Origin of the sequence: Pseudomonas oryzae (assembly GCF_900104805.1) — a bacterium.
GTDB lineage: Bacteria > Pseudomonadota > Gammaproteobacteria > Pseudomonadales > Pseudomonadaceae > Geopseudomonas > Geopseudomonas oryzae.
The window spans coordinates 3,082,665-3,108,371 of the sequence record NZ_LT629751.1 but is presented as its reverse complement, the minus strand read 5'-3'; the positions used below and the strand labels follow the sequence as shown (position 1 = coordinate 3,108,371).

At 69.7% G+C, this 25,707-nt stretch carries 19 protein-coding genes; 9 read left to right on the top strand and 10 right to left on the bottom strand.

Annotated features, from left to right (window positions below; genetic code table 11):
- The first annotated feature begins 8 nt into the window (after nucleotides 1–8).
- From parE to BLT78_RS13985, 7 genes are all read left to right on the top strand, one after another.
- Entirely contained in the window at nucleotides 9–1,904 is a 1,896-nt protein-coding gene (gene parE, locus BLT78_RS14015) for a DNA topoisomerase IV subunit B (protein WP_090349554.1), read from the top strand.
- 26 nt (nucleotides 1,905–1,930) lie between these two features.
- Nucleotides 1,931–2,899, top strand: coding sequence for an esterase-like activity of phytase family protein (locus BLT78_RS14010; RefSeq protein ID WP_090352324.1), 969 nt, complete (start codon nucleotides 1,931–1,933; stop codon nucleotides 2,897–2,899).
- A gap of 67 nt (nucleotides 2,900–2,966) precedes the next feature.
- Complete coding sequence (gene parC / locus BLT78_RS14005; protein WP_090349553.1) at nucleotides 2,967–5,216, top strand: DNA topoisomerase IV subunit A; 2,250 nt, start codon at nucleotides 2,967–2,969, stop codon at nucleotides 5,214–5,216.
- Nucleotides 5,217–5,457: 241 nt separating this feature from the next.
- The gene (locus BLT78_RS14000) at nucleotides 5,458–6,591 is read left to right on the top strand and encodes an MlaE family lipid ABC transporter permease subunit (protein ID WP_090349552.1); all 1,134 of its coding nucleotides are present in this window, start codon (nucleotides 5,458–5,460) and stop codon (nucleotides 6,589–6,591) included.
- Nucleotide 6,592: 1 nt separating this feature from the next.
- Entirely contained in the window at nucleotides 6,593–7,369 is a 777-nt protein-coding gene (locus tag BLT78_RS13995) for an ABC transporter ATP-binding protein (protein ID WP_090349551.1), read from the top strand.
- Nucleotides 7,366–8,301, top strand: coding sequence for an MlaD family protein (locus tag BLT78_RS13990; protein ID WP_157719544.1), 936 nt, complete (start codon nucleotides 7,366–7,368; stop codon nucleotides 8,299–8,301). Before BLT78_RS13995 ends, BLT78_RS13990 begins: the two co-directional genes overlap by 4 nt.
- A 7-nt stretch (nucleotides 8,302–8,308) precedes the next feature.
- Nucleotides 8,309–9,007: a PqiC family protein gene (locus BLT78_RS13985; protein WP_090349549.1), complete on the top strand. Its 699-nt coding sequence runs from the start codon at nucleotides 8,309–8,311 to the stop codon at nucleotides 9,005–9,007.
- Between the two features lie 77 nt (nucleotides 9,008–9,084).
- Here BLT78_RS13985 and BLT78_RS13980 read toward each other — a convergent pair whose 3' ends face one another.
- Nucleotides 9,085–10,587, bottom strand: coding sequence for a HAMP domain-containing protein (locus BLT78_RS13980; RefSeq protein WP_090349548.1), 1,503 nt, complete (start codon nucleotides 10,585–10,587; stop codon nucleotides 9,085–9,087).
- Between the two features lie 128 nt (nucleotides 10,588–10,715).
- Between BLT78_RS13980 and serB the strand changes: the two genes are divergently transcribed.
- The gene (serB, locus tag BLT78_RS13975; protein WP_090349547.1) at nucleotides 10,716–11,930 is read left to right on the top strand and encodes a phosphoserine phosphatase SerB; all 1,215 of its coding nucleotides are present in this window, start codon (nucleotides 10,716–10,718) and stop codon (nucleotides 11,928–11,930) included.
- A 63-nt stretch (nucleotides 11,931–11,993) separates the two neighbouring features.
- On the opposite strand, the gene BLT78_RS13970 is transcribed toward serB, so the two are convergent.
- From BLT78_RS13970 to rsgA, 5 genes are all read right to left on the bottom strand, one after another.
- Complete coding sequence (locus BLT78_RS13970; protein ID WP_090349546.1) at nucleotides 11,994–14,060, bottom strand: EAL domain-containing response regulator; 2,067 nt, start codon at nucleotides 14,058–14,060, stop codon at nucleotides 11,994–11,996.
- 65 nt (nucleotides 14,061–14,125) lie between these two features.
- The gene (locus BLT78_RS13965) at nucleotides 14,126–15,919 is read right to left on the bottom strand and encodes a hypothetical protein (RefSeq protein WP_090349545.1); all 1,794 of its coding nucleotides are present in this window, start codon (nucleotides 15,917–15,919) and stop codon (nucleotides 14,126–14,128) included.
- Between the two features lie 158 nt (nucleotides 15,920–16,077).
- Complete coding sequence (gene asd / locus BLT78_RS13960) at nucleotides 16,078–16,944, bottom strand: archaetidylserine decarboxylase (protein WP_090349544.1); 867 nt, start codon at nucleotides 16,942–16,944, stop codon at nucleotides 16,078–16,080.
- A 9-nt stretch (nucleotides 16,945–16,953) separates the two neighbouring features.
- Nucleotides 16,954–17,769, bottom strand: a complete 816-nt coding sequence (locus tag BLT78_RS13955) for a rhodanese-like domain-containing protein (RefSeq protein ID WP_090349543.1) — start codon at nucleotides 17,767–17,769, stop codon at nucleotides 16,954–16,956.
- Nucleotides 17,770–18,005: 236 nt separating this feature from the next.
- Nucleotides 18,006–19,037, bottom strand: coding sequence for a small ribosomal subunit biogenesis GTPase RsgA (gene rsgA / locus BLT78_RS13950; RefSeq protein ID WP_090349542.1), 1,032 nt, complete (start codon nucleotides 19,035–19,037; stop codon nucleotides 18,006–18,008).
- 104 nt (nucleotides 19,038–19,141) lie between these two features.
- Between rsgA and orn the strand changes: the two genes are divergently transcribed.
- Nucleotides 19,142–19,684: an oligoribonuclease gene (gene orn / locus BLT78_RS13945; RefSeq protein ID WP_090349541.1), complete on the top strand. Its 543-nt coding sequence runs from the start codon at nucleotides 19,142–19,144 to the stop codon at nucleotides 19,682–19,684.
- Here the strand turns inward: orn and BLT78_RS13940 are convergent.
- From BLT78_RS13940 to BLT78_RS13925, 4 genes are all read right to left on the bottom strand, one after another.
- The gene (locus BLT78_RS13940) at nucleotides 19,674–22,184 is read right to left on the bottom strand and encodes an EAL domain-containing protein (RefSeq protein ID WP_090349540.1); all 2,511 of its coding nucleotides are present in this window, start codon (nucleotides 22,182–22,184) and stop codon (nucleotides 19,674–19,676) included. The genes orn and BLT78_RS13940 overlap by 11 nt on opposite strands.
- A gap of 176 nt (nucleotides 22,185–22,360) precedes the next feature.
- Nucleotides 22,361–23,626 carry an Hsp70 family protein gene (locus tag BLT78_RS13935; protein ID WP_090349539.1) on the bottom strand — a complete coding sequence of 422 codons (1,266 nt, stop codon included), beginning with the start codon at nucleotides 23,624–23,626 and terminating at the stop codon, nucleotides 22,361–22,363.
- Between the two features lie 85 nt (nucleotides 23,627–23,711).
- Nucleotides 23,712–24,428, bottom strand: coding sequence for a VC0807 family protein (locus BLT78_RS13930; protein WP_090349538.1), 717 nt, complete (start codon nucleotides 24,426–24,428; stop codon nucleotides 23,712–23,714).
- The gene (locus BLT78_RS13925) at nucleotides 24,421–25,707 is read right to left on the bottom strand and encodes a uracil-xanthine permease family protein (RefSeq protein ID WP_090349537.1); all 1,287 of its coding nucleotides are present in this window, start codon (nucleotides 25,705–25,707) and stop codon (nucleotides 24,421–24,423) included. The genes BLT78_RS13930 and BLT78_RS13925 overlap by 8 nt, the downstream gene beginning before the upstream one ends.

Sequence of the window (25,707 nt, the reverse complement as noted above, 5' to 3'; positions counted from 1 at the left end):
GTTCATCCATGGCCAATACCACCTATACCGCCGAAGCCATCGAGGTCCTTTCCGGTCTCGATCCGGTGCGCAAGCGCCCCGGCATGTACACCGACACCAGCCGGCCCAACCACCTGGCCCAGGAGGTCATCGACAACAGCGTCGACGAGGCGCTGGCCGGCCACGCCAAGAGCGTGCAGGTGATCCTCCACGAGGACAACTCGCTGCAGGTGATCGACGACGGCCGCGGCATGCCGGTGGACATCCACCCGGAGGAGGGCGTCTGCGGCGTCGAGCTGATCCTCACCAAGCTGCACGCCGGCGGCAAGTTCTCCAACAAGAACTACCAGTTCTCCGGCGGCCTGCACGGCGTCGGCATCTCGGTGGTCAACGCCCTGTCGACCCGCGTCGAGGTGCGCGTCAGGCGTGACGGCAACGAGTACCGCATGACCTTCGAGGGCGGCTTCAAGGCCAGTGAGCTGGAGGTGGTCGACACGGTCGGCAGGCGCAACACCGGTACCAGCGTGCAGTTCTGGCCGGACGCCAGCTACTTCGATTCGTCCAAGTTCTCCATCAGCCGTCTCAAGCACGTGCTCAAGGCCAAGGCGGTGCTCTGCCCGGGCCTCAGCGTGTCCTTCGAGGACAAGGCCAGCGGCGAGAAGGTCGAGTGGTTCTACGAAGACGGCCTGCGCTCCTATCTGGCCGATGCGGTCGGCGAGTTCGAGCGCCTGCCGCTGGAGCCGTTCTGCGGCAGCCTGGCCGGCACCCGCGAGGCGGTGGACTGGGCGCTGCTGTGGCTGCCGGAGGGCGGCGAGAGCGTGCAGGAGAGCTACGTCAACCTGATCCCCACCGCGCAGGGCGGCACCCACGTCAACGGCCTGCGCCAGGGCCTGCTCGACGCCATGCGCGAGTTCTGCGAGTTCCGCAGTTTGCTGCCGCGCGGGGTCAAGCTGGCGCCGGAGGACGTCTGGGAGCGCATCGCCTTCGTGCTGTCGATGAAGATGCAGGAGCCGCAGTTCTCCGGGCAGACCAAGGAGCGCCTGTCCTCGCGCGAGGCGGCGGCCTTCGTCTCCGGGGTGGTCAAGGACGCCTTCAGTCTGTGGCTCAACGAGCATCCCGAGCTGGGCCTGGCGCTGGCCGAACTGGCGATCAGCAACGCCGGGCGGCGCCTCAAGGCCGGCAAGAAGGTCGAGCGCAAGAAGATCACCCAAGGGCCGGCGCTGCCCGGCAAGCTGGCCGACTGCGCCGGCCAGGACCCGATGCGCGGTGAACTGTTCCTGGTCGAGGGTGACTCGGCCGGCGGCAGCGCCAAGCAGGCGCGCGACAAGGAGTTCCAGGCGATCATGCCGCTGCGCGGCAAGATCCTCAACACCTGGGAAGTGGACGGCAGCGAGGTGCTGGCCAGCCAGGAGGTGCACGACATCGCCGTGGCCATCGGCATCGATCCGGGCTCGGCGGACCTGTCCCAGTTGCGCTACGGCAAGATCTGCATCCTCGCCGACGCCGACTCCGACGGCCTGCACATCGCCACCCTGCTCTGTGCCCTGTTCGTCCGCCACTTCCGCCCGCTGGTGGAGGCTGGTCACGTCTACGTCGCCATGCCGCCGCTGTACCGCATCGACCTGGGCAAGGAGGTCTACTACGCCCTCGACGAGGCCGAGCGCGACGGCATCCTCGAGCGCCTGGCCGCCGAGAAGAAGCGCGGCAAGCCGCAGGTCACCCGCTTCAAGGGGCTCGGCGAGATGAATCCGCTGCAGCTGCGCGAAACCACCATGGATCCCAATACCCGCCGCCTGGTGCAGCTGACCCTTGAGGACTTCACCGGCACCCAGGAGGTGATGGACATGCTGCTGGCCAAGAAGCGCGCCGGCGACCGCAAGAGCTGGCTGGAGAGCAAGGGCAACCTCGCCGAGGTGCTGGTGTGAGGTCCGCCTGGCTGGCGCTGGCCGGCATGCTGACGTTGCTGCCCGGCCTGCCGGCCCGCGCCGAGGCGCCGCTGGCGGAGCTGACCCTGCAGGCGGCCCTGCCGGTGGACGACATGCCGTCCGGCAACCTGTCCGGTCTGGCGCGCTGCGCCGATGGCGCCTGGTGGGCGGTCTCCGACCGCGAGGACGATCGCCTGTACCGGCTGCAGCCTGGGGATGGTCGCTGGCTGGCGCGGGGCGAGGCGTTCGTCGCCCCGCCGCCACCGCCCAGCGGTCTGCCCTGGGGCTTGAGTACCGGCAACCGCCTGCTGGCGCCGCTGCGCGGCGGTGCCCTGGACTTCGAGGGCCTGGCCTGCGATGCCGGGGGGAACCGCTACCTGCTCAGCGAGAGCCAGGTCGGCGTGCTGCAGCTGCCGAGTTTCGGCGCAGCGCGCTGGCTGGAGCTGCCGCCGCAGCTGCTGCGCCAGGCGCGCGCCCGTGGCCTGCTGCTGCACTTCAATGCCCTGCTCGAGGGGCTGGCGGTGCAGCCGGACGGCAGCCGCCTGTGGCTGGCCGCCGAGCGCGAGGGGCGCGGACTGCTTGCCCTGCAGCAGGGTCGCGAGCGCTGGCGCTGCGCGGAGGCCGGCTGCGTGCTGCTGGCCGAGAGCGGCCGCGCGCTGCGTCCGCTGGATCCGCCGGGCAGCGCGGCACAGCCGCTGGACTTCACCGGCCTGAGCTGGCACGCCGGCAAGCTGTACAGCCTGGAACGCCTGCAGCATCGCGTCTGCCGCCGCGACGCGGATAGCGGCGCGGCCGAGCGCTGCTGGTCGTTCGCCGCCGCCGCGCTGGCTCCCGGCCTGCGCTATGACACGCCCTACGGGGTGGCCGAGGCTTTGTGGCTGGACGATTCGGCGGTATGGATCGGCCTGGACAACGGCGGCGCGCCGAATGCCGCCGGCGAGCGCCGTCCGCTGATCCTGCAGTTCGCCGCGCCCGCGGGCGGCTGGAACGGCTGACCCACTTATCCGGTGCGCCGGCCTGCGGCGGGCGCGCCCCGAATACACGAGTTTTCAGAGGACGCACATGAGCGAATCCCTCGATCTGAGCCTGGAAGGCGTCGAACGCCGCTCGCTGGCCGAGTTCACCGAACAGGCCTATCTCAACTACTCCATGTACGTGATCATGGACCGCGCCCTGCCGCACATCGGCGACGGTCTCAAGCCGGTGCAGCGTCGCATCGTCTACGCGATGAGCGAGCTGGGCCTGGATGCCGACGCCAAGCACAAGAAGTCGGCACGCACCGTCGGCGACGTGCTCGGCAAGTTCCATCCGCACGGCGACAGTGCCTGCTACGAGGCCATGGTGCTGATGGCCCAGCCGTTCAGCTACCGCTATCCGCTGGTCGACGGCCAGGGCAACTGGGGTGCGCCGGACGATCCCAAGTCGTTCGCCGCCATGCGCTACACCGAGGCGCGCCTGTCGCGCTATTCCGAGGTGCTGCTCGCCGAGCTGGGCCAGGGCACCGTCGACTGGGTGCCCAACTTCGACGGCACCCTCGACGAGCCGGCGACCCTGCCGGCGCGACTGCCCAACCTGCTGCTCAACGGCACCACCGGCATCGCCGTGGGCATGGCCACCGACGTGCCGCCGCACAACCTGAGCGAGGTGGCGCGCGCCTGCGTGACCCTGCTCGACGAGCCGCAGGCCACGGTGGAGCGCCTGTGCGAGCTGATGCCGGGGCCGGATTTCCCCACCGAGGCGGAGATCATCACCCCGCGCAGCGATCTGCTGAAGATCTACCAGAGCGGCCGCGGCTCGGTGCGCATGCGCGCGGTGTACCGCAAGGAGGACGGCGAGATCGTCGTCACCGCGCTGCCGCACCAGGTCTCCGGGGCCAAGGTGCTCGAGCAGATCGCCGGCCAGATGCAGGCCAAGAAGCTGCCGATGGTCGCCGACCTGCGCGACGAGTCCGACCACGAGAACCCCTGCCGCATCGTCATCGTGCCGCGCTCCAACCGTGTCGACCTCGACGAGCTGATGCAGCACCTGTTCGCCACCACCGAGCTGGAAAGCTCTTACCGGGTCAACCTCAACGTCATCGGCCTGGACGGCAAGCCGCAGGTCAAGGACCTGCGTCAGCTGCTGAGCGAGTGGTTGGTGTTCCGCGTGCAGACCGTGCGCCGCCGCCTGCAGTTCCGCCTGGACAAGGTGGAGAAGCGCCTGCACCTGCTCGAGGGCCTGCTGGTCGCCTTCCTCAACCTCGACGAGGTGATCCGCATCATCCGCGAGGAGGACCAGCCCAGGGCCGTGCTGATGGAGCGCTTCGCCCTGACCGAGGTGCAGGCCGACTACATTCTTGATACCCGCCTGCGCCAGCTGGCGCGCCTCGAGGAGATGAAGATCCGCGGCGAGCAGGACGAGCTGGCCAAGGAGCGCGACAAGCTGCTGGCCCTGCTCGGCAGCGAGACCAAGCTGAAGAAGCTGGTACGCAAGGAGCTGCTCGAGGACGCCGAGAAGTACGGCGACGAGCGCCGCTCGCCGCTGGTCGCGCGCGCCGAGGCCAAGGCGCTGTCGGAGACCGACCTGCTGCCCACCGAGCCGGTCACCGTGGTGCTTTCCGAGAAGGGCTGGGTGCGCTGCGCCAAGGGGCACGACATCGACGCCGCGGCGCTCTCCTACAAGGCCGGCGACGCCTTCAAGGCCGCCGCGCCGGGGCGCTCCAACCAGTTTGCCGTGTTCCTCGACTCCAGCGGGCGCAGCTATTCGCTGGCGGCCCATTCGCTGCCCTCGGCGCGCGGTCAGGGCGAGCCGCTCACCGGCCGCCTGAGTCCGCCGGCCGGCGCCAGCTTCGACTGCGTGCTGCTGCCCGAGGATGACGCGCTGTATGTGCTGGCCTCGGATGCCGGCTATGGTTTCGTGGTGAAGGGCGAGGACCTGCAGGCCAAGAACAAGGCCGGCAAGGCTTTGCTGACCCTGCCCGAGGGGGCGAAGGTGATGGCGCCGCGGCCGCTGCGCGAGCTGGGCAGCGATCGCCTGGCGGCGGTGACCAGCGAGGGACGCCTGCTGGTGTTCCCGGTCGCCGACCTGCCGCAGCTGGCCAAGGGCAAGGGTAACAAGATCATCGGCATCCCCGCCGAGCGGGTGGCCAGCCGCGAGGAGTACCTGGTCGACCTGACGGTGCTGCCGCAGGGCGCGACCCTGGTGCTGCAGGCCGGCAAGCGCACCCTGTCGCTTCGCGCCGATGATCTGGAGCATTACCAAGGGGAGCGCGGGCGCCGCGGCAGCCTGCTGCCGCGCGGCTTCCAGCGCGTGGATGCGCTGCTGGTGGAATAGTGGCGCCCTGGCCGCGCCGGCGACGGTCTGGCAGCATCTCGGCTGGTCGGTAGGGTAGAAGACTCGCGTAGCGATCTTCTGCCAATCGATGACTCGGTGCCGGCATTGTTGATAGGTAATCGCTGCGCGAGTTACCCCCTGCGCGCTCGACAGGTGGACAATCGCTGCGCGAGTTGTCCGCCCTGCGGCCGAGGATCGACTAGGGTGGCTGGCCACTGTGGCAGGCCATCAGGGAGGGTGGATGGCGGAAGCAGAACAAGCACAGGCGCAACTGGCCTGGACCGGCACTCAGGACGGTGCGGCGGTGCTGCGTCTGTCCGGCAGCTGGACGCTGGCCGCCGTCAAGCCCGACCTGCAGGCCGTCTGGCACAGTCTGGCGGACAAGCCGACCAGCCTGCTGCTGCGGGTCGAGGCCTTGCAGGCCTGGGACAGCAGCCTGCTGGCCGTGCTGCGCCGCCTGCAGCGGCTGGCCGACGAGGAGCAGCGCGCGCTGCGGCACGCCAACCTGCCGGAGGGGGTCACGCGCCTGCTGCAGATGGCGGCCGCCCCGTCCGGTGAGGCCGGCGAGAGCGCGCCGCGCTTCGGCCCGGTGTCGCGCCTCGGCCTGCTGGCCCTGCGCGTGCAGGGGGGGCTGGGCGCCGCGTGCAGCTTCTGTGGCGAGGTGATCCTCGCCCTCGGCCGCCTGCTGGGGGGGCGCGCGCGCATGCGCGCCGCCGACTTCTGGACCGCGCTGGCCCAGTGCGGCCCCGGCGCGCTGCCGATCGTCGCGCTGATCGCCATCCTGGTCGGCCTGATCCTCGCCTTCGTCGGCGCGGCCCAGCTGGAGGCCTTCGGCGCCCAGCTGTACATCGCCAACATGGTGGCCATCGGCATGACCCGCGAGATGGGCGCGCTGATGACCGCGGTGATCATGGCCGGCCGCACCGGCGCGGCCTACGCGGCCGAGCTCGGCAGCATGCAGGCCAACGAGGAGATCGACGCGCTGAAGACCTTCGGCTTCCCGCCGCTGGAATTCCTGGTCCTGCCGCGCCTGCTGGCGCTGCTGGTCAGCATGCCGCTGCTCTGCGTGTTCGCCGATGCGCTGGGCATCCTCGGTGGCTTCATCATCGGCGCCGGGCTGTTCGACATCTCCGCGCCGCTCTACCTCAACCAGAGTCTCAAGCTGATCGGCTTGGGCGACTTCCTGCTCGGGGTGTTCAAGAGTCTGGTGTTCGCCGTGCTGATCGGTCTGATCGGCTGCCACCATGGCCTGGCCTGCGGGCGCAACGCCCAGGCGGTCGGCCAGGCCACCACCCGCGCGGTGGTCAGCATCATAGTCGCGCTGGTGGTCAGCGATGCGCTGATCACCCTGATCTGCACCCAGCTGGGGATCTGAGATGAACGAGGTCGTCCTGCGCGTGGAGCACCTCAGCGCCGGCTATGGCAGCCGGGTGATCCAGCACGACCTCAACTTTGCCATCCGTCGCGGCGAGGTGTTCGTCATCATGGGCGCCAGCGGCTGCGGCAAGAGCACCCTGCTGCGCCATCTGATCGGCCTGCAGGCGCCGCTGGCCGGGCGTGTGCTGCTGCACGGCGAGGATTTCTGGGCGCGCGATGCGGATCAGCGGGCCGCCCTGCAGCGGCACTTCGGCGTGCTCTACCAGGGCGGCGCACTGTGGAGCGGCATGACCCTGCGCGACAACATCTGCCTGCCGCTGGCCGCCTATCACCCGCACCTGAGCCGCGCCGAGCTGGACGAGCTGGCCGCGCTCAAGCTGGCGCTGGTCGGCCTGGCCGGCTGCGATGAGCTGTATCCGGCCGAGCTGTCCGGCGGCATGCGCAAGCGCGCCGGCCTGGCCCGTGCCCTGGCGCTCGACCCCGAGGTGCTGTTTTTCGACGAGCCGTCGGCCGGCCTCGATCCGCTCAGTTCGCTGGCCCTAGACGAGCTGATCCTGCAGCTGCGCGACAGCCTCAAGGCCAGCATCGTGCTGGTCACCCACGAGCTGCCGAGCATCTACGCGGTGGCCGACACCTGTCTGTTCCTCGATCATCAGTCGCGCACGCAGATCGCCCTCGGGCCGCTGGCGCAGCTGCTCGACGAATGTCCGCACCCCACGGTGCAGCGTTTCCTGCGTCGCGGCCAGGGGCCGCACGCCGCGGAGGTCCTGTCATGAGCGAAACCCGCAAGCCGTTCTGGATCGGTGCTTTCCTCCTCGCTGGCGTGGCCCTGCTGGTCAGCGGCCTCTTGCTGCTCGGTCGCGACAACTGGTTCAGCCAGCCGAGCGATTATGTGGTGTACTTCACCGGCGCGCTGGACGGCCTCGACGTCGGTGCCGACGTCACCTATCGCGGGGTCAAGGTCGGTACCGTGCGCGAGATCCGCCTGTCCTACGACGCCGAGCTGCGGGATGTGGTGATGCCGGTGGTGCTGCGCATCGATCCCGGGGTCGGCAGCGAGCGCGGGCGCTTCGACCGCGTGGTCGAGCAACTGGTCGAGCGCGGCCTGCGCGCGCAGTTGCAGACGCAGAGCCTGCTGACCGGCAAGGCCATAGTGGCGCTGGACCTGTTCCCCGGTCAGGCCGGCTATGTGCGCCAGCCCAACGAGCTCGACCTGCCGGCGATCCCCAGCGTGCCGTCGCGGGTCGACCAGGTAGCCAACCTGTTGCGTGATCTGGTCGGCACCCTGCGCGAATTGCCGCTGCGCGAGATGGTGCTGTCGGCCCACCACAGCCTGCAGGCGCTGGAGCGCCTGACTACTTCGCCGGAGCTGCACGGCGGATTGGCCAGTCTGGCGGTGAGCCTGGGTAATCTTGAGAATCTGACTCAAGAACTGCAGCGACAAATCCCGCCTTTGCTGGATAATGCGCGCCACGGCAGCGTCGAGCTGCGCGCGGCCATCGGCGATCTACGCCTGGCGGCGCAGAGTGCGCGCGCTGCGCTCGAGCAGACGCAGGCGCTGGGGCGCAGCCTCGGTCCGGAGTCGGAGGCGCAGTACCAGTTGCTGCAGGCGCTGGAGGATCTGGGGCGCGCCAGCAAGGCCCTGCAGCGCACGGCGGAAAGCCTCGAGCAGCAGCCTGAATCGCTTATTTTTGGCAAGAAACGGTGAATTCTTCATGGGTGTTCCACGCCTGATCCGCAACCTGGGGCTCGCCGCGCTGTTCGCGCTGGCGGGCTGCGCGGCGACGCCGCCGTCCCAGTTCTATCAATTGCAGCAGAGCGGTGCCGCCGTGCCGCAGAGCGGCCAGGGCGTAGCGGTGCTGCTCGGTCCGCTGAAGCTGGCCGACTACCTGCAGCGCGAGTCGCTGGTGCAACGCCAGGTCGACGATACCCTGGCGATCAGCGCGCAGGCGCGCTGGGCGGGTAACCTGCAGGACGACGTGGCGCAGCTGCTGCTGCGTCAGCTGGCCGTACGCCTGGACAGCAGCCGCCTGGCGCTGTACCCCGATCGCGTCGGCTTCAAGCCCGAGGCGCAGTTGCTGCTGAGCATCAGCCGTCTGGACTCCGGGCCGTTCCAGCCGGCGGTGCTGGAGGCGCAGTGGCGTCTGCTGGACGGCGAGGGCACCATGCGCGACAGCCGCGTGGTGCGTCTGGAGGAAAAGCACAACGGCGATCTGGGCGACCAGGTGCGGGCGCAGAGCGCACTGCTGCAGAGCCTAGCGACGCAGATGGCCACGGCGGTCGGCAACATGAGCCGGGCAGCGGCGGCGCGGACCCCGCCAGCGGTGGAGCCGAAGCGCCAGCGTCAGGAGCGCAAGGCCGATGTGCCGCAAATCCCGGTGGTCAGGCCGACCACCGAGGTGTATCGCTTCTGAGCGGGATCTTCCCCTGAAAACACGACGCCGCGCCGGGTAACCGGGGCGGCGTCGTGTTTTCAGGGCGTGGGTAAGGCTCAGGCGCGCTGCAGCATCTGCCCGAGCTGCTGCTCCAGGCGCGCCGGCAGCGGGTCCTGCAGGCGCTCGATGCAGCTGGCGCCGGCAGGGTTGGCCAGGGCGCGGATGCGCGCCCGCGTGCGCAGGTCCGGGTCGGCACCGAGCTCCGGATCGAGCAGCAGCAGGTTGCGGCTGTGGCCGTTGAGGCCGAGCGTGCTCTGCACGGCGGGCTGCAGCAGCAGCTCGCTGAGCGGCAGGCCGTACAGCCCTTCGCCACGACTCAGGCTGAGCTGCAGGCGCAGGGTCAGGCCGCAGTCGGCCACCTCGATCTGCAGGGCATGACCCAGGGCGCGCAGCAGCTCGCCGCAGCACAGTGCGCGGGTCAGGAAGTTCTCGCCGGACTGGTTGCCATGGAACAGGATCAGGCTGCCGCCGTCGCCGAGGCGTTGCAGGTCGCCGTCGTACAGGGTGGCGGCGCGCTCCAGGCAGTCGCGATAGCGCTGCAGCAGTTCGCGCAGGCGCTGCTGGGGCAGACGGCGCTGCAGCTCTTCCTGGCCGCCCAGCTGGATCGCCAGCACGGCGCTGGCGACCACCGGCAGCGGCGGTCGCGCTGCGGGGCCGGGCGCTGGCGCCAGCTCGGCCGGGTCCAGGCCGAGCGCCGCCTCATCCAGCTCCAGCTCGTCGTCCGCCAGCGCCTGGGGGGCGCGAGGGGCCGGCTTGCCCGGCGGCGCCGGGCGACGCTCGTCGAGCAGGTTCTCCAGCCCCTCGAACATGTCCTCGCCATCCTCGACGATGGTGTCGTCGAACGCCGCCGCGCTGGGCTGCGGTTTCGGCGGCACCAGGCGCTGTTGCAGCTGGCGCGCCAGGTCGCCGATCTCGTCCTGACGGTCGTGGGCCGGCGCCGGATCGTCCGGATCGCGCAGCCACAGGCGCAGCTGGCGCAGCGGCAGTGCCAGCTGGCTGCCCAGGCGCAGGCTGAGGAACAGGGTGGCGATCAGCACGATCAGGCCGAGCAGGCCGAAGTTCTGCAGGCTGATGGTCAGCGGCTGGCGGAACTGCTGCATGTCGAGGGTCAGGTGCAGTTGCCCGGCGGCGACTTCCTGGAAGGCGATGGGCGCGGAGAACACCCCCTCCGAGCGGCCGAGCACGGCCTGCGGCGGGCGGTGGCCCGCTTCGGCGATGATGCGGTTGTCGACGCCGTGCACCACCACGTGGGCGACCAGCGGGTTGTCGGCGAGCTTGTCGAGCATCACCTTGAGGCTGAGGCGGTCGTTGGCCGCCAGCAGCTCGGTGGCCGAGGTCACCGCCTGGCGCTTGAGGCTTTCGCCGACCGCCTCGCTGTGTTCCTGCATGACCTGGCCGGCCTGGTAGTTGAACACCCAGGCGAAGGCCAGCATGACCACGGTCACCAGGGCCAGGCTGTGGCTGACGGTGCGCAGGGCGATGGGAAGCCGCCGCCGACGCAGGGCGCCGAAGAGGACGAGGAAGAAGTTGTCGGATTTGACGGGCGCGGGCCGGTTCACGAGTGGGGCTCGGCTCTGAGAGGAGATGGCGGCAAAGTATAGCGGTGCGTTCGCCGATCGGGAAACCACACTGCAGGCGCGGCGCTTTGTAGGTAAAATGCCGCGTTTTCAGTTCCGCGAGGTGCGCCGTGCGTGAAATCGTCCTGATCAACATTACCGGAGAGGATCGCCCGGGGCTGACCGCCGCCGTCACCGGTGTGCTGGCCCAGGGGGGGGTGAACATCCTCGACATCGGCCAGGCGGTGATCCACGACACCCTGTCGTTCGGCATCCTGGTCGAGATCCCGCCCGGCGCCCAGGCGTCCGCGGTGCTCAAGGACGTGTTGTTCACCGCCTACGAACTTGACCAGCAGGTGCGCTTCACCCCGGTCTCCGAGGCCGACTACCAGCAGTGGGTCGGCGGCCAGGGCAAGGCCCGCCACATCGTCACCCTGCTGACGCGTAAGGTGACCGCCGAACAGTTGCACCGGGTCAGCTCGATCACCGCCAAGTACTGCCTGAACATCGACCACATCGACCGCCTGTCCGGGCGCATGCCGCTGGATACCCCGGCCGAGCGCGGCAAGGGCTGCATCGAGTTCTCGGTGCGCGGCGAGCCGGCCGATTCGGCGGCGCTGCGCGCCGAGTTCCTCAGCGTGGCCCAGGAGCTCAACGTCGACATCGCCTTCCAGCAGGACACCATCTTCCGCCGCAACCGCCGCCTGGCGGTGTTCGACATGGATTCGACGCTGATCGAGGCCGAGGTGATCGACGAGCTGGCCAAGGCCGCTGGGGTCGGAGAGCAGGTGGCCGAGATCACCGAGCGGGCGATGCGCGGCGAGCTGGACTTCCGGGCCAGCTTCAAGGAACGCCTGGCGCTGCTCAAGGGGCTGTCCGAGGAGGTGCTGGAAGGCATCGGCGCCTCGCTGCGCCTGACCGAGGGCGCGGAAACCCTGTTCGCCGAACTCAAGCGCCTCGGCTACAAGACCGCCATCCTCTCCGGCGGCTTCACCTACTTCGCGCGCCAGCTGCAGGCCAAGCTCGGCATCGACTATGTGTTCGCCAACGAGCTGGAGATCGTCGACGGCAAGGTCACCGGCGTGGCGGTGGAGCCGATCGTCGACGCCCAGCGCAAGGCCGACCTGCTGCGCCAGCTCGCCGAGCAGGAAGGCCTGCGTCTGGAACAGACCATCGCCGTCGGCGACGGGGCCAACGATCTGCCGATGCTGGCCATCGCCGGCCTGGGCGTGGCCTTCCGCGCCAAGCCGCTGGTCAAGCAGTCGGCCAAGCAGGCGATCTCCACCCTCGGCCTGGACGGCATCCTCTACCTGCTCGGCCATCGCGATCGCGAAGGGCGCGAGTGAGGTAAGCCCCACAACGAAAAAACCGCCATCACGGCGGTTTTTTCGTTCATGCAGCCGGAAAACTCACTCCTCGCCGGAGGAGAACTCGTAGTCCATCTTCGCGCTCGGCCCCTGCAGGTACAGGCCCTGCACGTAGTTCACCCCGGTCTGCCAAAGGGTGGTCAGCACGCTGGGGTTGTCCACCCCGGGCACGATGCTCAATTTGGCCTGGGCATGCAGTCCGCCGATCAGCGTCTTCAGGTTTTCCTGCTGTTCGGCATCGTCGAGCTGGTTGAGCAGTTGCGGGTCGAGCTTGACGAAGTCGACCTGCAGGTGGCGCAGGGTGTTGAACGGGTTGAGCGCGCCACCGAACTGGCTGAGCGCCACCTTGCAGTGCAGCTGGCCCAGCCCCTGGCTGAGCGCCTTGGCCTGCTTGAGGTAGGCCACCGCGTCCGGCTCGCCGAGCTGCATGATCAGCGCGTCGGCGGGCAGGCGGGCGGCCTTGAGCGCGGCGCTCAGCCATGGCAGCAGGGTCGGGTCCTGCAGGCTGGCGGCGCCCAGCGGCACGAACAGGCGGGTGTTGTGACCCTTGGCGCGATGCTCGGTGAGCTGGCGGATGGCGTTGAGCAGCAGCCAGCGGTCGACCCTGGCGGCGAGGCCGGCCTGCTGCGCGGCGGCGAGGAAATCGCTGGCGGCGATCGGCTCGCCCTGCGGACTGCTCAGGCGCAGCTGCACTTCATAGTGCTCGCGCTCGTCGCCGTGCAGGCTGATGATCGGCTGGAACAGCAGCTGGAAGCCGTTGCCATCCAGCGCCTGCTGGACGATGGCGACCAGATTGCCGCGGCTGGCGGCGGCAGCCAGTTCTTCGGCCGGGTCGTAGACGCTGAGACCGTTGCCGTCGCTCAGGCGCTCGGCGCAGCGGAGGGCGCGCTCGACCACCGCGGCGGCCTGGGCGGTCCGCTCGTCGAGTCCGGCGGCGCCGATGCTGAAGGTGATCTGCACGGTGCGTCCGGCGATCTCGAACAGGTGCCCCTCGATCTTCTTCAGCAGGCTGCGCAGGTCCTGTTCGGCCTGAGCGGCCGGGCCGGGCAGCAGCACGGCGAAGCTGTCGTCGGCGAAGCGTGCCAGCTGGGCGCCGCTGCCGAAGTGCTGGCGCAGCAGCTGCGCGCAGTCGGCCAGCAGCAGGTCGCTGTCGGCCAGGCCGATCTCGCCGATCAGGTTGGCGTAACGGTCGATGCGCAGCAGGGCGAAGGTCGCCGGCGTGCCGCCGTTGACCGCGCGCCCGACCGCCTGGTCGAGCAGCTCGAGGAAGTGCACGCGGTTGAACAGGCCGGTGACCAGGTCCTGGCTGCTGATCTCGCGCAGCTTCTCTTCCAGTTCGGCGTTGTCGTTCTCCACGCGGATGACCACCTGGGTGCAGGGTTCGCCGTCGTAGGTGGCCGGCGAAAAGGTCATGCGTGCGCGGAACTGCTTGCCGTCCTCGCGGACCCCGCCGCAGTGCAGCTCGGCGGCTTCGCTACTGTGCTGGTAGGTCTTGAGGAAGTCCTTGAACGCGGCCTGGTCGCTGCCCTGGATCAGGTCGATCATCGGCATGCTGGCGATGTCGTCGGCGTCGCTGTAGCCGAACAGGTCCACGTAGGCGCGGTTGACGTAGATGTGCATGCCGTCGTGGACGTAGGTGATGGCGTCCACCGAGCTGTCCAGCAGCAGCTGGCAGCGCTTCTCGGCCTCGCGCAGCGCCATTTCCGCGCTGCGGCGCGCGCGGCGCTCCTCGAGGTTGCGCAGTTCGCGCTCGGCCACCAGCATCAGGCGCTCGTCGTCGCCCTGCGGCAGGGCGTCCTGGGCGCCGAGCAGCAGGGCCTCGGTGATCGCCTCGCCGTCGTTGCCGGTCAGCAGCTGCAGGAAGGGCAGGTCCTTGCCCTGGCGGCGGATGGCGTTCAGGGCGTCGCAGGGCTCGAGGTTCTCGCTCTGCGGCGCGGCGATCAGCAGATCCCAGGTCTGCTGCAGGGCTTCGGCCAGATCGTCGTCCGAGGTCAGGCGGTGGGCCCGGGTGGCGTGTCCGGCATTGCGGAACAGATTGATGAGGCGCTCGGCTTCGTTCTGCGAGTCCTCGAGGAGCAGGAGGCGGACGGTTTTCTTTTCGCTGGGCATGGACGGCCTGGAACCGGCGCCGGAAGGGCGCACACGACGCGGAAATGGGGAGGATGCGGAGGAATCTACAAGGACTGCCAAAGTGAGTCAAAATCTTCCGCCGGCCCGTCGTCGACCAGGCTCAAAGCTGTGACCGGCTTCCGTTTGGGGGCTTCGGCGGGGTCCAGGGAGCGATACTCGAACTGGTTGAAGCTGCCGCTGAGCACGTGGCGGCGGCTCAGCAGGATGCGCTGGTCGCGACCATCGACATGCAGCAGGACCCGCTGTCCCTGCTGGAACGGCAGATGCGGGGCGATCAGCAGCGGTGGGCGGCCGAGAGCCGGAATGGCGCCGATGAGCAGGCCGCGCAGGTGCTGCCCCGGCCTGCCGTCGGCCTGCACGGTGCGCAGGCTGCAGGGCTGGGCGCGCGGCGCGAGCAGCTCGATGCCCAGTTGTAGGCCGCTGCCGCGCGGCTGGCGGATCCAGCGGATCAGCGCGACGTGCCAGCCCTGCTCGTCGGGGTGCTGCAGGCCGATCAGGTCGCCGGTCTGCAGCTGTTCGGGCGAGCTGCCGTCCCAGGCCAGGCAGTAGCCGCCGGGGCTGTGGTTGATCACCTGCAGCTGGTGGCGGGGGTACTCCTCGCCGTCCTGCTCCGCGGCTGCAGGGGCGGCCTTGCCCGGGGCATAGTCGATCTGCCGGTGCGGGTTGTTCAGCAGATCCTCGTTGCGGCTGGCATCGAAGGCCTTGGCCCAGGGGTCGCGCTCGCGATGATGGCGCTGGAAGTCGGCGCTGAGCTCCTCCTCGCGCAACTGCAGGAAGTCGGCGAAGCGGCGGCGGCCGGCCAGGTGGTAGTGCAGGGCGCTGATCCCCAGGCAGGCGCTGATCCGGCCGCTGCCGGAGATGCGCCGGAAGCTGCGTTCGCTCGGTGCGCTCCAGGCGCTGCACAGGTGCTGCAGCAGGTCGTCGTCGAGCCCGTCGGGGATCGCCAGCGGGCTGCGCCGGCGCTGCGCGGCATCGAGGGCCAGGTACTCCTGCAGCACGCCGACCAGCGCCTGCACGCTGAGACCGCGCAGCTGCTCCGGGGCTTCGTCCTGCAACAGTTTGGTGTAGCGCGGCGGGCTGTCGGTGGCCGGCGCGAAGGCGAACAGGCTGTCGGTGGCGTGCGCGGCTTGCAGGCGGGCCAGCCGGCTCCACGCCGGCAGCACCTCGCCGAGCCGCAGGATGGCCTGCGGCCGCAGCTGGTTGGTGCGCGCGCAGGCGAGCAGCAGGCAGGCCAGATAGCTCTGCTCGATGCTCAGGGTGGCCAGAGCGCCGGCCGGCAGCGCCAGGCGTTCGAGCTGCTGGCTGGTGGCGAAGCGGTACAGCTGGTGCAGCTCCAGCCAGAAGCCCTGGCTGGGCGGGGTGTACAGCACGTGATGCTGGCACAGCAGCTGGTAGAGCGCCTGCAGGGCGAGGCGCAGCGCGCGCGCGGTCAGGCTGCGCTGCTCGTCGCCGGCGGCCAGGCGCCGGGCCTCGCTGGCGGCCAGCTTGGCGGCGCGGGCCAGCTGCAGCAGCAGGGCGTGCCAGAGGGTGGCGATCTGCTGGCGGCGGCTATCGAGGATCACCACCGGGCTGCGCAGCTGTTTCTCCAGCTGGGCGCAGGCGAACTGCAGCTCCGGCTGCAGCAGCTCGAGCAGCTGCAGGCGCGTGGCCGGGCCGGTCTGCAGGCGATTGAGCTCCTGCACGGCGAGGTACAGGCGGCGGGTGGTTTCGCCGAGGTTGGCCTTGGGCAGCTCGGCGAGCCAGCGGCTCAGTGCCGCCGGCTGCGCGGCAGCGAAGGACAGGCTCGACAGGTCCGGCGGGGTGACGTGCAGCAGGTCGAAGGCGGAATGCAGGTCCATGGTGCCTCGCTCGGATCTGTGGAAAGACTGGCCGGCGCCGGACCCGAGCGCCGCTCCCTGGCGCGCGGATCGAGACGGGCCAGTCTAGCGAAAAGACGCCTGCCGATATTGACCTGCGGCAGGACGCCGCGGTTCCCGCCGGCGGCGCCTCGACCGGGTCAGCGCTGCGGCAGCCCCAGTTGCTGGCCCATGCGCAGCGGCGTGCCGGCACCCAGGCCGTCGGCCCAGCGTACCTGATCCGGGCCGAACAGCACGATAGCCGTGGAGCCGAGCTTGAAGCGACCGAGTTCGGCGCCCTTGTCCAGCTGGATCGGCTCCTGCGCCGTCGTACCGTAGCGGAAGTGCTTGAGGGCGCGCTTGGGCGGAGTGACCAGGCCGGCCCACACCGTCTCCACGCTGGCGACGATCATCGCGCCGACCAGCACCACCGCCATCGGCCCGCGCTCGGTGTCGAACAGGCAGACCACCCGCTCGTTGCGGGCGAACAGGTCGGGGACGTTCTCGGCGGTGAAGGTGTTGACCGAGAACAGCTTGCCCGGCACGTAGACCATCTCGCGCAGGGTACCGGCCAGCGGCATGTGCACGCGGTGGTAGTCCTTCGGCGACAGGTAGACGGTGGCGAACTGGCCGCCCATGAAGGGCGCGGCCAGCTGTGTGTCGCCGCCGAGCAGTTCGAGCAGGCTGAAGCTGTGGCCCTTGGCCTGGAAGATGCGGCCGTGCTCGATGCTGCCGAGCTGGCTGATGGCACCGTCGGCCGGGCTGAGGATCGCCCCGGGGGTGGTGTCCAGTGGGCGCGCGCCTTCGCGCAGGGCGCGGGTGAAGAAGGCGTTGAAGTGCTCGTAGGCGTGCGGGTTGCCGATGTCGGCCTCGCTCATGTCGACCTGGTAGCGGCGCACGAAGGCGCTGATCAGCGGGTTCTTGAACCAGTCGGCGCGGCACTCGGCGGCCAGGCCGATCAGGCGCGACAGGGCATGGTGCGGCAGCAGGTACTGGCCGAGAAGGAACAGGCGTTCTTTGAGAGTCATGGCAGGTCCTTAGCGTTCCACCGGTGTATCGGGATGGTTGCCCCACTCCGACCAGGAGCCGGGGTAGGCCTTGATGTTCGGGTAGCCGAGCGCGCGCATCACCATGTAGGTGAAGCCGGAACGGCGGTGGGTCTGGCAATGGGTGACGATTTCCTTGTCCGGGGTGATGCCGTGCGCGGCGAGCAGCCCGGCGAGGTCCGCGCGCAGGCGCAGGGCGCGGCTCCTGTCCTGGCAGTCGGTCCACTCCAGGTTGATGGCGCCGGGGATGTGGCCACCTTTGGCCGCCAGCACCTTCTCGCCGCGGTACTCCTCCGCCGAGCGGGCGTCCCAGATCAGCAGGTGCGAGTCGTCGAGGTGCTCGAGCAGGTACTCGCGGCTGGCCAGCACGTCGGCGCACGGCTGTATCGGGACCGGGGCGCCGACCGGCGCCGGCACCGCGGTGGACAGCTCGCGGCCCTCGGCCAGCCAGGCCTGCAGGCCGCCGTCGAGGTGGTGCCAGCTGCGGTGGCCGATAAGGTCGAGCAGCCAGCCGAAGCGCCCGGCCCAGGGGCCGCCTTCGTCGTCGTACAGCACGTACACGGCGTCGGCGCGGTGGCCCAGCTCGCCGAGCAGTGCCTGCAGGTCGCTCCACACCGGCAGCAGGCCGGGCGCCGGCGGCTGGCCGAGCTGGGTGCGCTTGGGATCGACGTGCCGCGCACCGGGAATGTGGCCCTCGGCGTAGCGGGCGGCGGGGCTCAGGTCGACGAGGATCAGTTCCGGCGCGTCGAGGCGGCTGGCCAGCTCGGCCGGCTCGATCACCAGCGGCAGGTCGGAAAAGGCGGACATGGCGTGCTCCGGTGACAGGGGAAAGGGTGGAGTGTACTGAAATGCGCCGGCGCGCCGTAGGGTGGACAACGCGCGCAGCGCTTGTCCACCAGTCAGGCTGCGGCGTGAGTCGGTAGAAAACCGCTGCGCGGGTTTTCTACCCTACGCAGGACTGGCTGTTGCGCAAAACCGGCAGTAGTGAGCCTGACCATGGAGGACAAGGCTGCGCCGTTGTCCAGCCTACGCAGGACTCCTGCTCAATACTCGTCCTTGGGCAGGCTGGCGATGATGTGCCGGTAGCTGGCCAGGCGCTGCGGATGGATGCGGCCTTCTGCGAGCGCGCCGAGCAGGGCGCAGCCGGGCTCGCGGTCGTGCTGGCAGTCGCGGAAGCGGCAGCGGCCGAGCAGCTCGCGGAACTCGATGAAGCCATCCTCGACGTCGGCACGGGTGACGTGGCCGAGGCTGAACTCGCGGATGCCGGGCGAGTCGATCAGGTCGCCGCCGCCGGGGAAGTGGAACAGCCGCGCGGTGGTGGTGGTGTGGGTGCCCTTGCCGGTCAGCTCGGACAGCGCGCCGACGCGCAGGTCGACGCCGGGCAGCAGGGTGTTGACCAGCGACGACTTGCCGACCCCGGACTGACCGACGAACACGCTGATCCGCCCGTCGAGGCGGGCGCGCAGCTCGTCCAGGGCGTTGCCGTTGTGCGCGGAGACCTCCAGCAGCGGGTAGCCGAGGGCGCGGTAGACATCCAGCAGGGCGTCGAGACGGGCGGCGTTGTGCTCGTCGATCAGGTCGGCCTTGTTCATCAGCAGCAGCGGCTGGATGCCGGCGTGATCGGCGGCGATCAGGTAGCGGTCGATCAGGTTGGCGTGCGGCTCGGGCAGCGGGGCGAAGACGATGACGATCTGGTCGACGTTGGCCGCCACCGGCTTGAGCACGCCGCGCATGTCCGGGCGGCACAGCTCGGACGCGCGCGGCAGCTGCGCGACGATCACGCCGATGCCCTGGTTGCCCGCCCGCCAGACCACGCGGTCGCCGGTGACCAGGGGTGGCAGGTTGGCGCGCAGATGGCAGCGGAATACCTGGCCGGCCAGCTCGCCGTCGAGCGCCTCGACCTCGACCTGCACGCCGAAGTGGGCGATCACCAGGCCGTTCTGTTCGGCACCGAGGTCGCCGCCTTCCAGCTCCTCCACCGCGCGCGATTCGCGCTTGGCGGCGCGGGCGGCGCGCTCCTCCTGGATCTTCTCGATGCGCCAGCTCTGCCGGCGGGTCAGTTGGCGTTTGGCCATGATGCTTCCGTGGATGAATTCGGCGGCGAGTCTAGCACGCCAGGGCGCCGCAGGAGGCCGCCCGCGGCCTGCTAGAATGCGCGGACCAACCGAGGATCCCCGCCATGCAGAACCCGCAGAACCTGATCTGGATCGACCTGGAAATGACCGGTCTGGAGCCGGACACCGACGTCATCCTGGAGATGGCAACCATAGTCACCGACTCGCAGCTCAACGTGCTGGCCGAGGGGCCGAGCCTGGTGATCCACCAGAGCGACGAGGTGCTGGCCAACATGAATGCCTGGTGCATCGAGCAGCACGGCAAGAGCGGGTTGACCCAGCGGGTGCGCGACAGCCGCCTCGACGAGGCCGAGGCCGAGCGGCTGACCCTCGAGTTCCTCCGCCAGTGGGTGCCGGAAGGCGTGTCGCCGATGTGCGGCAACAGCATCGGCCAGGACCGCCGTTTCCTGGTGCGCTACATGCCGCGGCTGGAGGCCTTCTTCCACTACCGCAACATCGACGTCTCCACCCTCAAGGAGCTGGCCGCGCGCTGGGCGCCGGCGGTCAGGGAGTCCTTCAAGAAGAACAGCAGCCACCTGGCGCTGGACGACATCCGCGACTCCATCGCCGAGCTGCGCCACTACCGCGAACACTTCATCAGGTACTGAGCGAGGTAGTCCCGCCGGCCGCCGGGTCATCCGCGCGGCGGCTGGCCAGCAGCGCGCCCAGCGCTTCGGCCGACAGCGGCCGCGAGAAGAAGTAGCCCTGGCCGCGCGCGCAGTCCTGCTGGCGCAGGAACTCGCGCTGCGCGGCGGTCTCGATGCCCTCGGCGATGCAGGTCATGCCCAGCGCGCGGGCCATGCCGATGATCGCGGTGGTCAGCGCCGTGGCATCCCTGTCCCGCGGCAGGCCGCTGACGAACGAGCGATCGATCTTCAGCGTGTCGAGCTTGAAGTGCTTGAGGTAGCTCAGCGACGAGTAGCCGGTGCCGAAGTCGTCCATCGCCAGGCGCACGCCCAGGCGCTTGAGGCTGTGCAGGGTGTGGCCGACCTGGGCGCGGTTCTCCGCCAGCACGCTTTCGGTCAGCTCCAGCTCCAGCAGGTGGGCGGGCAGGCCGCTGCGCTGCAGGGCGTCCTCGACCTGCCGGGCGAGGTCGCCGTGGCGGAACTGCACCGCCGACACGTTCACCGATACCGGCAGGGGGGGCAGACCCTCGGCGATCCAGGCCGCGACCTGGCGGCAGGCCTCGTTGAGCGCCCACTCGCCGAGGCCGAGGATCAGGCCGCTGTCCTCGGCGATGGGGATGAACTTGTCCGGCGGCACCTGACCGAGGGTCGGGCTATGCCAGCGCATCAGCGCCTCGCAGCCGCTCAGCTCGCCGCTGGTGAGGTCGACCAGCGGCTGGTAGTGCAGGCTGATCTCGCCGCGCGCCAGCGCCTGGCGCAAGGCGTTTTCCAGCTCCAGGTGCTCGCTGACCCGGGTGTTCATCGCTGCGGCGAAGAACTGGAAGTTGTTCCGCCCGGTCGACTTGGCATGGTACATGGCGGCGTCGGCGTTCTTCAGCAGGGTTTCGCCGTCGCGGCCGTCGGCGGGGAACATGGCGATGCCGATGCTCATGGTGATCGCCAGCTCGCGCCCGCCGACGCTGTACAGGCCGCTGCTGGCCTGCAGCAGGGCGCTGGCCACCTGCGCCGCCTGGTTGCTGCTGGTGAGGTTCTCCAGCAGCACGACGAACTCGTCGCCACCCAGACGGCTGACCGTGTCGCTGATGCGCAGGGCGGCGCTCAGCCGCTGCGCCACCTGGATCAGCAGTTCGTCGCCGACGGCATGGCCGAGCGAGTCGTTGATGTTCTTGAAACGGTCGAGATCGATGAACAGCAGGGCGAAGCTCAGGCCGTCGCGTTCGGCGTAGACGATGGCCTCGTCGAGGCGGGCGCGCAGGCTGGTGCGGTTGGGCAACTGGGTCAGCGGGTCGGACTCGGCCCAGCGGCGCAGGTGCGCGTGGCCGGCGTCGATGTCGCGCTGGTAGCGGGTGAAGCGGTGGCTCAGCCAGCGCGACAGGCCGAAGGCGAGAAGCAGGGCGAGCAGCATCACCAGCACCAGGGCCAGGGCGGTGGTGCGGTAGCCCTCGTGCAGGCTGCGTTCCAGCTCGCGCCGGCGCTGCGCCAGGTCGGCCTGCAGATCGTCGATGTACACGCCGCTGACCAGGATCCAGCCCCACTCGTCGAGGTTGCTGACCAGCGACAGCTTGCTCTCCAGATCGGGGGCGGTGAGGCTGCGCCAGTGGTAGCGGGTCAGGCCGCCGCCCTGGCGGCTGGTCTCGAGGATGCTGTGGATCACCGCGCGTTCGTCCTCCGGCAACTCGTCCACGTGGCGCCCCTCGGCGCTCGGGTTGCTCGGTGACAGCAGCACCCGACCGTCGCGATGGATGACGGCGACGTAGCCGTTCTTGCCAATGCGCGTGGCGCGCAGCTGGCGCAGGGCCTGCTGCTGCAGCTCTTCCTCGATCTTGTAGAGGTATTCGCCGGTGCCGATCAGCCAGCCGAAAGGCTCGAACACCCGCACATAGGCGATCTTCTCCGCCATTTCGCGATCGTAGCCCGGCCGGTACCAGCGGTAGCGGGTGAAGCCGCGCCGGCTCGGGTTACTCACCGCGGCCAGCAGGTCGCGCATGACGTAGCGGCCATCGGCGTCGCGGTTGTCGAGCAGCGAGGTGCCCTCGCGCTCGGGGCTGATCGGCAGCAGCACGCAGTTGCCGGCCAGGTCGTCGATGAAGAAGTAGCCGTTGCCGTCGAAGAAACGCAGCGGCCGCAGGCTCTCCACGATCAGCCGGCGTACCTCGCCGTCCGGGCGGCGGCCGTGCTCGTTGCGGTAGATGGCCCGGGCGAGCTGCACGGCATCGTCGACCTGCTCGCGGACCTTGCGGCGCAGCACCTGCTCGGCGCTGTCGCGCAGCAGATCGAGCTGGTCGTGCAGGGTGCTCAGCGAGGACTCGAGCAGCGCGGCCTGCTCGTCGAGGGCGGCGGCCTCCAGGGTGGCGCTTTGCGCGCGGAAGCTGCGCGACTGCTGCACGGTGAGGTAACCGCCCAGCGCCAGGGTGAGCACGAACACCAGCGCCAGCATGCCGAACAGCTGCAGACGCATGAGGTTGTTGTCGTTCATCGCCATGCAGCGTACGCCCTGTACCTGGGATTCCGGTCCCTGAACTGCGGCCGGGACGGGATTTCGCGCGCGACCGGCCGCGCCGAACCGTCAGCGGCGGGCCGCGCTGGACGCGGCGCCTGCCATGTGACGGCAGTCACATTCTAGATGGTTTGCATTCCCAAGCCCAGCCGCCCGGCGGCTCAGCCGTAGCGCTTGCCGGCCTCGATGGCCAGGCCGCTGCCGATGCCGCCGAAGCGGTTGCCTTCCACCGCACGGGCGTTGGGCAGGCGCGTGGCGACGTGCTGGCGCAGGGCCGGGATGCCGCTCGAGCCGCCGGTGAAGAACAGCGTGTCGACTTCCTCGGCACGGACCCCGGCATCGCTCAGCAGCTGCTCGATGCTGGCATTGATGCGCTCGAGCGAGCCGGCGATGGCCTCCTCGAACAGCGGCCGGGTCAGGGTGGCGGCCAGGCCCGCCTCGATGCGCGAAAAGTCGATGCTGCGGCTCTCCTGCTCGGTCAGGGCGATCTTGCTGTCCTCCACCTCGATGGCCAGCCAGTGGCCGGCACGCTGCTCGATCAGGCGCAGCATGCGGTCGATGCCGGTCGGATCCTGGATGTCGTAGCGCATGTTCTCCAGGGCGATCCGCGACTTCTGTGCGTACACCGCGTTGATGGTGTGCCAGGTGGCCAGGTTGATGTGGTGGCTGGTCGGCATCAGCGCGTCGCTCTTCATCCGGCTGCCGTAGCCGAACAGCGGCATCACCCCGGCCAGGCTGAGCTGGCGGTCGAAGTCGGTGCCGCCGATGTGCACGCCGCCGGTGGCGAGGATGTCGGCCTGGCGCTCGGCCAGGACGCGGCGCGCGGGCGACAGGCGCACCAGCGAGAAGTCCGAGGTGCCGCCGCCGATGTCGACGATCAGCACCAGCTCCTCGCGGTCGATGCCGGCCTCGTAGTCGAAGGCCGCGGCGATCGGCTCGTACTGGAAGGAGATGTCCTTGAAGCCCAGCGTGCGGGCGACCTCGATCAGGGTGTCGGCGGCCTCGCGGTCGGCGGCCGGGTCGTCGTCGACGAAGAACACCGGACGGCCGAGCACCACCTGCTCGAACTCGCGGCCGGCGGCGGCCTCGGCGCGCTGCTTCAGTTCGCCGAGGAACAGGCCGAGGATCTGGGTGAACGGCAGCGCGCTGCCCAGCACGGTGGTGGCGCTGCTGAGCAGCGGCGAGCCGAGCAGGCTCTTCAGCGAGCGCATCAGGCGCCCCTCGTAGCCGTCCAGATACTCGCCGAGGGCCTGGCGGCCGAAGGCCGGACGCTGCTCCTCGAAGTTGAAGAACAGCACCGAGGGCAGGGTGTCCTTGCCGTCCTCCAGGGCGATCAGGTTGCTGGCGCCGGGACGCAGCCAGCCGACGGTGGAGTTGGAGGTGCCGAAGTCGATGCCGCAGGCGCGGGCGGGCGAGGCGAGGGTCATGGGAGCGGCTCCGGGAAAAACGGCCGCGCATTCTATGCGAGAGCGGCGCCGAATGGGCGCCGCTCGGTCATTTCTTTCCCGCCGCTCAGTGCTTGTCGCGGTGCTGCGCCGCCATGATCTCCTCCAGGCTCAGCCCGGTGAGGTCGTGGATGGTGCGCCACAGGTAGTAGAGGATCGCCAGCAGCATCAGCATCGAGGGGATGGCGATCATCGGGTAGCTGAGCAGGTTCATGTGCGCCAGCTCGGCGTTGAACGCCTCGCTGCCGGCCGGGCTGGTGACCAGCCAGCGGGCGAGGATGTAGTTCATCGCCGCCGAGAAGAAGAAGGTGGCGCTCAGCCAGTAGGTGGCGTTGAGCAGGCGGCGCTCGAAGGCGGCGGTCTGCCCGTGCGCCGCCAGCTGCCGCTGGATGCGCTCGACGTCGAGCACGCTGGGGTTGTACAGCAGGCTGTAGATCAGCGGCTTGCTGGTGCGCGTGGAGAACAGCACGGCCAGGCCGATGATGCCGGGGATGGTCGCTTCCTTGACCGCCAGCCAGCGGCTGTCCAGCTGCAGCAGGCCGATGCCGCCGGTGAGCAGCACGCTGACCAGGCCGAGCAGGGCGATGAAGTTGAACTTGCGGTAGCGCAGCAGCTCGAAGGCGCCCCAGCCCAGCGGGAAGGCCAGCGCCAGCAGCAGCGCGCCGTCGGCGCCTAGGCGCTCGGGGCTGCTCAGCTTCATCAGCACCGCCGAGGGCAGCAGGATGCTCACCGCCAGGTCGATCAGCGGGCGCGGCTTGTGGGTGGGGCGGCTTGCGTCAGTCATGTTTCGCGTCTTGTCCATCGAGTGCCTTGATGTGCCAGCCGCCCGCGCCGGGCAGCAGCAGGTTGAGCAGGATCGCCACGATACCGCATAGCGAGATGCCCTTGAGGCCCATGCCGCTGTCGCCGATCACCATGCCGCCGATGCCGAACACCAGGGTCACCGCGACTATCACCAGGTTGCGCGGCTCGGACAGGTCGATCTGGTTGCGGATCAGGGTGTTCATGCCGACCACCGCGATGGAGCCGAACAGCAGGCAGAGGATGCCGCCCATCACCGGCACCGGGATGCTCTGCAGCGCGGCGCCGAACTTGCCGACGAAGGCCAGCACGATGGCGATGATCGCCGCCCACAGCATGATCCGCGGGTTGAAGTTGCGGGTCAGCATCACCGCGCCGGTCACCTCCGAGTAGGTGGTGTTGGGCGGCCCGCCGAGCAGCGCGGCGCCGCTGGTGGCCAGGCCGTCGCCGAGCAGGGTGCGGTGCAGGCCGGGCTTCTGCAGGTAGTTCTTGCCGGTCACGCTGCCGATCGCCAGCACGTCGCCGATGTGCTCGATGGCCGGGGCGATGGCCACCGGCAGCATGAACAGGATGGCGCCCCAGTGCAGCTCCGGGGCGACGAAGGCCGGCATCGCCAGCCAGGGCGCCGCGGCGACGCCGGCGGTGTCGACCGCGCCGAGCAGGAAGGCCATGGCGTAGCCGACCGCGACGCCGAACAGGATCGGGATCAGCCGCAGCAGGCCGCGACCGAGCACCGCGACGATCAGCGTGGTGGCCAGCGCCGGCAGGGAGATCCACAGCGCGGTGGCGTAGGGCACCAGCACGCTGCTGCCGTCGCCGGACTTGCCCATCGCCATGTTCGCCGCCACCGGCGCCAGGCCCAGGCCGATGGCCATGATCACCGGGCCGATCACCACCGGCGGCAGCAGGCGGTCGATGAAGCCGGTGCCCTTCAGGCGCACCGCGCCGGCCAGCAGCATGTACATCACCCCCGACGCGGCCAGCCCGCCCATGGTCGCCGGCAGGCCGAACTCGCCCTTGGCGGCGAGGATCGGCGCGATGAAGGCGAAGCTGGAGGCGAGGAACACCGGCACCCGACCGCCGGTGACGAGGTGGAACACCAGGGTGCCGAGGCCGGCGGTGAACAGCGCGACATTGGGATCCAGACCGGTGATCAGCGGCATCAGCACCAGCGCGCCGAAGGCCACGAACAGCATCTGCGCGCCGGCCAGCGCCTGGCGCCAGGTCGGCTCGGCCGCCGGCGCGATGGGCGGGTTGGCCAT

Coding starts and splice junctions, on each gene's coding strand:
- parE (WP_090349554.1), top strand. CDS start 9: ATGGCCAATACCACCTATACCGCCGAAGCCATCGAGGTCCTTTCCGGT.
- BLT78_RS14010 (WP_090352324.1), top strand. CDS start 1,931: ATGCTGACGTTGCTGCCCGGCCTGCCGGCCCGCGCCGAGGCGCCGCTG.
- parC (WP_090349553.1), top strand. CDS start 2,967: ATGAGCGAATCCCTCGATCTGAGCCTGGAAGGCGTCGAACGCCGCTCG.
- BLT78_RS14000 (WP_090349552.1), top strand. CDS start 5,458: ATGGCGGAAGCAGAACAAGCACAGGCGCAACTGGCCTGGACCGGCACT.
- BLT78_RS13995 (WP_090349551.1), top strand. CDS start 6,593: ATGAACGAGGTCGTCCTGCGCGTGGAGCACCTCAGCGCCGGCTATGGC.
- BLT78_RS13990 (WP_157719544.1), top strand. CDS start 7,366: ATGAGCGAAACCCGCAAGCCGTTCTGGATCGGTGCTTTCCTCCTCGCT.
- BLT78_RS13985 (WP_090349549.1), top strand. CDS start 8,309: ATGGGTGTTCCACGCCTGATCCGCAACCTGGGGCTCGCCGCGCTGTTC.
- BLT78_RS13970 (WP_090349546.1), bottom strand. CDS start 14,060: ATGCCCAGCGAAAAGAAAACCGTCCGCCTCCTGCTCCTCGAGGACTCG.
- BLT78_RS13965 (WP_090349545.1), bottom strand. CDS start 15,919: ATGGACCTGCATTCCGCCTTCGACCTGCTGCACGTCACCCCGCCGGAC.
- asd (WP_090349544.1), bottom strand. CDS start 16,944: ATGACTCTCAAAGAACGCCTGTTCCTTCTCGGCCAGTACCTGCTGCCG.
- BLT78_RS13955 (WP_090349543.1), bottom strand. CDS start 17,769: ATGTCCGCCTTTTCCGACCTGCCGCTGGTGATCGAGCCGGCCGAGCTG.
- rsgA (WP_090349542.1), bottom strand. CDS start 19,037: ATGGCCAAACGCCAACTGACCCGCCGGCAGAGCTGGCGCATCGAGAAG.
- orn (WP_090349541.1), top strand. CDS start 19,142: ATGCAGAACCCGCAGAACCTGATCTGGATCGACCTGGAAATGACCGGT.
- BLT78_RS13940 (WP_090349540.1), bottom strand. CDS start 22,184: ATGGCGATGAACGACAACAACCTCATGCGTCTGCAGCTGTTCGGCATG.
- BLT78_RS13935 (WP_090349539.1), bottom strand. CDS start 23,626: ATGACCCTCGCCTCGCCCGCCCGCGCCTGCGGCATCGACTTCGGCACC.
- BLT78_RS13930 (WP_090349538.1), bottom strand. CDS start 24,428: ATGACTGACGCAAGCCGCCCCACCCACAAGCCGCGCCCGCTGATCGAC.
- BLT78_RS13925 (WP_090349537.1), bottom strand. CDS start 25,707: ATGGCCAACCCGCCCATCGCGCCGGCGGCCGAGCCGACCTGGCGCCAG.